The sequence below is a fragment of the Salegentibacter sp. genome (assembly GCF_036568425.1).
Classification (GTDB): domain Bacteria; phylum Bacteroidota; class Bacteroidia; order Flavobacteriales; family Flavobacteriaceae; genus Salegentibacter.
In genome coordinates, this window is the sequence record NZ_DATCSO010000062.1 from 1 (window position 1) to 6155 (window position 6155).

Sequence of the window (6155 nt, forward strand, 5' to 3'; positions counted from 1 at the left end):
TAAATTTTCGACCGACAGGCTTAACAATTTCAAACCCTTTGTGGTAGGAGGTCTCTCTACTTCTATTAACCTCTCGAGTAACGAAAACAACCCTGATGATAATTATGCCGGGCAATTCAGGATGACTACAAATTCCTATTATTACGAAATTGGATTTGGAGTAGACCTATACTTGTATTATTTTAAGTTTTCACCCTCCATAAGAGGAGTGTTTGCTATTAACGATGAATTAATAAGAGATAATACCTCCAACAGTACCTTTACAGGGAACATTGAAAAAATGTCTACCCGGGCAGTTTTTCTAAACTTTACTTTTCAGTAGCTTACCTGCGCTTAAACTCACTTAGAAGAATGGCAGTTGCGGTAGCCACATTAAGACTTTCTGTTTGATTGATATCGCCAAACCGGGGGATTCCTATTCTCTGGGTGATTAGCTTCTCTATCTTTTTTGAAATTCCGTTGGCTTCATTACCCATTACCAATATTCCTTCAGCCGGAAGCGTTTTTTGGTAAATATTTTCGCCATCCATAAATGCTCCAAAAACCGGTAGATTATAGGCATTTTCAATAAATTCAGCCAAATCTCCGTAAACTATTTTCACCCGGGTTAACGAGCCCATACTTGCCTGCACTACTTTTGGGTTAAAAGCATCGGCAGTATCAGGAGAACAGATCAGGTTCTTAATTCCAAACCAATCACATAAGCGAATAATTGTTCCAAGATTACCGGGATCTCTTACACCATCCAAAGCAACTACCAGGCCTTGAGGCCGAAAAACTTCCTGTCTGGGAATTTTAAAAATTGCCAGTACGCTTTGAGGGGTTTTAAGTTGACTTATTTTTTTTAGGTCTTCTTCAGCAACCAATACGGTATGGGAGTCGGGGGTACCAAAACGATTTTTAGTTGTATAAAGCTTTTCCAATTGAAATCGCGAAGCAAGAAATTCTCGTACACTTTTTTCACCTTCAACAATAAACATCCCATTTTTAAGCCGATACTTTTTTTGAGCAAGACTTCGTATTAACTTAATTTGGCTTTTACTAACCATACAAAAAATGTATTTTTGATTTCTTAAAAAACGACTGTTTGAACCGGTTTCTCGCAAAAATATCATTATTTTTCTTATTCCAGTCTTTATTAATTTCCTGTAACGCTGTAAAACATGTAAAGAGTGACCAGGCATTGTTAACAGATAACACTGTATTCCTTAATGAAGAAAAAATTAATGATAACCAAATTTACAATCAGCTTTACCAGAAGCCTAATTCCAGGTTATTGGGGGTGCCTATTCGACTTCATTTTTATAACCTCGCAAGACCGGATATAGATTCTATTCTTACCCAAAAATATCTAAACAATCCAAAAAAGAAGAAGTTTTTGGTAAATGTTCTTTCCTATAAGCAATTTGAAAGATTCCTGCTCTCCAGAAAGAATTTCAACAAATGGATTAAGAATACAGGGGAAGCTCCCGTAATCGTAAACAAAGAAGAAACCGAAAAATCGGTTAGACGTTTAAACTCATGGTATTGGAATCATGGGTGGTTTAACGTAGAGACCGATTATAAAATAATTCCTTCCGAAGATAAAAAAAAACGGGCAAGTGTAGAGTATTATGTCAAGACCCACACTCCTTATATTGTAGATTCTATAAGTAAAAGAATAGCTTCAAAAGTAATAGATTCTTTATACGATGCTAAGGCTCAGGAATCCCACATAAAAGTAGGCGTACAGTACAAAACCCTTGATTATAATGACGAAAGAGACAGACTCACCCGCCTTTTCAGAAATAATGGAGTTTATAATTTTGATCAGGAGTTTATCAGTTTTGAAGCGGACACCGTAGGTACCAATTATAAAGTAAATACGGCGGTAATTATAAAAAACAGGCCTGCAAGCGAAGGCGATACCACCGCCACCTTAGCATTTAAAATCCACGATGTAACCAAGGTAAATGTCTTCACCGATTATGCTTATGCTAATAGGTTAAAACCCGTTACCGACAGCGTTCATCATCAAGGATATAATATTTATAGTTTTGAAAAGCAACGTTACAAACCCGAAGCTATTACCGATGCAATTTTTATAAGACCGGGGAACACCTATAGTGATATTGCTAGAACGCGCACCTACAATAGGCTTAATTCGCTTCGGAATTTTAAATATCCTACCATAAGATACACGCCAGATCCTGAAGACAGTACCCGAACAGACCTGGTAGCAAATATATTTCTCACCCCACAACAGAAATACTCCCTGGGCTTCGATTTTGAAATCTCACAAAGCAATATCCAGGAATTTGGGATTGGCTTTGGTGGTTCTCTTTTGATAAGAAACGTATTTCGGGGAGCTGAAAACCTGGAGATCTCAGGAAGGGGAAGTGTTGGCTCATCTACCGATGCGGCCGCAAGTAGTGATAAAGACCGTTTTTTTGATATCTCTGAAATTGGAGCTGATCTAAAACTCAGTTTTCCCAGGATATTTCTTCCCATTAATACCGAAAAAATTATACCTAAATATATGTCGCCTTTCACCACCCTGAGTTTAGGGGTGAGCACGCAATCCAACATCGGTTTAGACAAAAGAAATCTTTCTGGGGCAATGGAGTATCGATGGACGCCTTCCCGCCAATTATCAAATAGACTGGACCTGGTCAATATCCAATATGTTAGAAATTTAAACACCGACAATTATTTTAATGTTTACCGCAATTCCTATAATGAGTTAAATGAGATTGTTCAGTCACCTAATGTAGTTACGAGCCCCAATTACCTTGATGATGAAGGACATTTAACCATACCGCAGGGTGCCGAAAATTTCCTTGAAGATATAGACAGAGATGATGGGCCTACCACAGGTTTAAATTCAGCGCAACGCCAAATAGCTAATTATGTAAAAGAAAGGAAAAACCGTTTAACAGAAAACAACCTGATCTTCGCTACTAATTATACATATTTATGGAATACTAAAGAAAACCTGTACGACCAGGAGTTTACCAGATTCAGGTTTAAAGTGGAGGCTGCCGGTAATCTTTTATCAGCCATCTCCGGGTTGGCCGGGTTAGAAAAAAATGCCAACGGAAATTACAAAATTCTGGGGGTGAATTTTTCCCAATATGCAAAAACTGAAATAGACTTCATAAAACACTGGGACCTTGGCCGGAAAAATATTTTTGCGGTTCGGGCCTTTGGCGGCATTGCTATTCCTTATGGAAATGCCAACAGCATCCCTTTTGCCCGTAGTTTTTTTGCAGGGGGTCCTAACGACAACCGTGCCTGGCAGGCTTATGATCTCGGACCCGGAAGCACAGGTGGACGCAACGAATTTAATGAAGCCAACATGAAGCTTGCCTTCAACATGGAATACCGGTATAATCTCTTCGGATCTTTACATTCGGCAGTTTTTATTGATGTAGGAAATATCTGGAATGTTCTGGATATTGTGGAGAATGATGAAGCCACTTTCACCTCCTTTTCCGATCTAAAGAATATAGCCGTTGGCTCCGGTTTTGGATTGAGATATGATTTTAACTTTTTTGTTTTAAGGTTCGACATAGGTTTTAAAACCTACGACCCTGCCCGCGAAGAAGGAAACCGCTGGTTTAAAGATTACAACTTCAACCATGCGGTTTATAATGTGGGTATTAATTATCCTTTCTAAGCCATTTAATTTTCTTATTTTTGTAAGCCAAATTCAAATAATCTATGAGTCACAATATTAAACCAGGCGTTGCCACAGGAAAAGAAGTACAGGAAATATTTAAACTTGCCAAAGAAAAAGGTTTTGCCTTACCTGCGGTAAATGTTATAGGTTCCAGCAGTATCAATGCTGTATTGGAAACCGCTGCAGAATTAAACTCACCCGTTATCATTCAATTCTCGAACGGTGGAGCTCAATTCAACGCAGGAAAAGGATTGTCTAATGAAAATGAAAAGGCTGCAATTGCAGGTGGGGTAGCAGGTGCAAAACATGTTCACGAACTTGCTGAATTATATGGCGTACCGGTTATTATGCATACCGATCATTGTGCAAAGAAATTACTCCCCTGGATAGATGGGCTTCTTGATGCCAGTGAAAAACACTACGAACAATTCGGAAAACCTTTATATAGTTCACATATGATAGATCTTTCAGAAGAATCACTGGAAGAAAATATGGAGATTAGCAAGAAGTATCTTGAGAGAATGAGCAAAATGGGGATGACTCTGGAAATAGAGTTAGGAATTACCGGTGGTGAAGAAGACGGAGTTGACAACACCGAAGTTGATTCTTCAAAATTATACACCCAGCCTGAAGAAGTAGCTTATGCTTATGAAGAATTAAGCAAAGTTAGTGACCAGTTCACTATTGCTGCTGCTTTTGGAAACGTCCATGGAGTTTATAAGCCTGGAAACGTAAAACTTACTCCAAAAATTCTTAAAAACTCACAGGAGTATATTACCAAGAAATATTCTGTAGGAGAAAATCACATCGATTTCGTATTCCACGGTGGTAGTGGTTCCACTGTAGAAGAAATTAGAGAAGCAATTGGTTACGGAGTCATCAAGATGAATATTGACACCGATCTTCAATATGCATATCTTGAAGGAATTCGCGATTACATGAACAAAAACAAAGACTTCCTTGCTACTCAAATAGGTAATCCAGAAGGAGATGATGTTCCTAATAAAAAGTATTACGATCCTAGAAAATGGGTTCGTGAAGGTGAACTAACTTTCAAAGCCCGTTTAAAAAAGGCTTTCGAAGACCTTAATAACGTAAATACATTATAGTTTAAATTGCAAAAACAGCTGGAGTTTTATATTTCAGCTGTTTTTTATTTAAAATAAACCCTCAGTCTCCGGAGTAGTTCCGGAAGAGTTCAATCCCTGAAACCTCAAACAAATGGCTTGGTTTAAAAGAACACAAAAAGGAATTCAAACCCCAACAGAACATAAAAAAGATGTTCCAAAAGGTTTATGGTATAAATCTCCAACCGGAAAAATTGTAGATGCTGAACAATTGGAAAGCAATTTCTATGTTAGTCCGGAAGATGGTTACCATGTAAGGATTGGAAGTAAGGAGTACTTCAAGATCCTTTTTGATGACAATGAGTTCAAGGAACTCGATAAGAACATGACCTCTAAAGATCCACTGGGTTTTAAAGACACCAAAAAATATACAGACAGGTTAAAAGCTGCCGAAGATAAAACCGGCCTGAAAGACGCCGTACGTACTGCGGTAGGGAATTCCAAAGGAAAAGAACTTGTTGTAGCCTGTATGGATTTTAGTTTTATTGGTGGTTCAATGGGCTCTGTAGTAGGAGAAAAAATTGCCCGTGGAGCCGACTATGCCTTAAAGAACAACATCCCTTTTATGATCATTTCAAAATCGGGAGGTGCCCGAATGATGGAGGCGGCATTATCCTTAATGCAATTGGCGAAAACTTCGGTTAAACTGGCACAGCTTGCCGAGGCAAAAATCCCATATATTTCTTTATGTACAGATCCAACTACTGGAGGAACAACTGCTTCCTTTGCCATGCTTGGCGATATTAATATATCAGAGCCAGGAGCACTTATAGGTTTTGCAGGTCCGCGTGTAGTTAAAGACACCACCGGGAAAGATCTCCCCGATGATTTTCAAACAGCCGAATTCGTTAAAGAACATGGCTTTCTTGATTTCATTGTGAAGCGTTCCGAACTTAAAAATAAAATAAATTTATATCTGGATCTTATTCAAAATCAACCAGTAAGAAAATAAACCAGAGTTTTAAATAACTTTATCTTAGGAAAATAGTATATTTGCCGCTTGACAGAAAAACTGTCAATACATAAAAATCATTTAAATAAATATTGGAATGTATTTAACAAAAGAAAAGAAGCAGGAGATCTTCGAAAAGTATGGAAAAGGTAAGAACGACACCGGTTCCACTGAAGGTCAGATCGCATTGTTTACTCACAGAATTTCTCACCTTTCAGAACACCTCAAGAAAAATCGCCAGGACTACAACACTGAACGTTCTCTTGTAATGTTGGTAGGTAAGAGAAGAAGCCTGCTTGATTACCTAATGAAGAAAGATATTATGAGATATCGTGCTATCGTTAAGGAATTAGGATTAAGAAAATAAATTTCGAGGGGGCTTTACGCCCCCTTTTTTTATATAGAAGCAATTTGT

6 protein-coding genes are annotated in these 6155 nt (G+C 38.1%); 5 read left to right on the forward strand and 1 reads right to left on the reverse strand.

Annotated elements, in window-relative coordinates; all coding sequences use genetic code 11:
* The coding region (locus VIM94_RS05875; RefSeq protein ID WP_332038354.1) for an outer membrane beta-barrel protein at positions 1-322 on the forward strand (322 nt) is incomplete at its 5' end.
* A gap of 1 nt (position 323) precedes the next feature.
* On the opposite strand, the gene VIM94_RS05880 is transcribed toward VIM94_RS05875, so the two are convergent.
* Positions 324-1049 carry an RNA methyltransferase gene (locus tag VIM94_RS05880; protein ID WP_332038355.1) on the reverse strand — a complete coding sequence of 242 codons (726 nt, stop codon included), beginning with the start codon at positions 1047-1049 and terminating at the stop codon, positions 324-326.
* 38 nt (positions 1050-1087) lie between these two features.
* Between VIM94_RS05880 and VIM94_RS05885 the strand changes: the two genes are divergently transcribed.
* From VIM94_RS05885 to rpsO, 4 genes are all read left to right on the forward strand, one after another.
* Positions 1088-3658, forward strand: a complete 2571-nt coding sequence (locus VIM94_RS05885) for a BamA/TamA family outer membrane protein (protein WP_332038356.1) — start codon at positions 1088-1090, stop codon at positions 3656-3658.
* A gap of 44 nt (positions 3659-3702) precedes the next feature.
* Positions 3703-4770 carry a class II fructose-bisphosphate aldolase gene (gene fbaA, locus VIM94_RS05890; protein WP_332038357.1) on the forward strand — a complete coding sequence of 356 codons (1068 nt, stop codon included), beginning with the start codon at positions 3703-3705 and terminating at the stop codon, positions 4768-4770.
* 112 nt (positions 4771-4882) lie between these two features.
* Positions 4883-5740: an acetyl-CoA carboxylase, carboxyltransferase subunit beta gene (gene accD / locus VIM94_RS05895; protein ID WP_332038358.1), complete on the forward strand. Its 858-nt coding sequence runs from the start codon at positions 4883-4885 to the stop codon at positions 5738-5740.
* 97 nt (positions 5741-5837) lie between these two features.
* On the forward strand, positions 5838-6107 hold the full coding sequence (gene rpsO / locus VIM94_RS05900; RefSeq protein WP_332038359.1) for a 30S ribosomal protein S15: 270 nt from the start codon (positions 5838-5840) through the stop codon (positions 6105-6107).
* Positions 6108-6155: the final 48 nt, after the last annotated feature.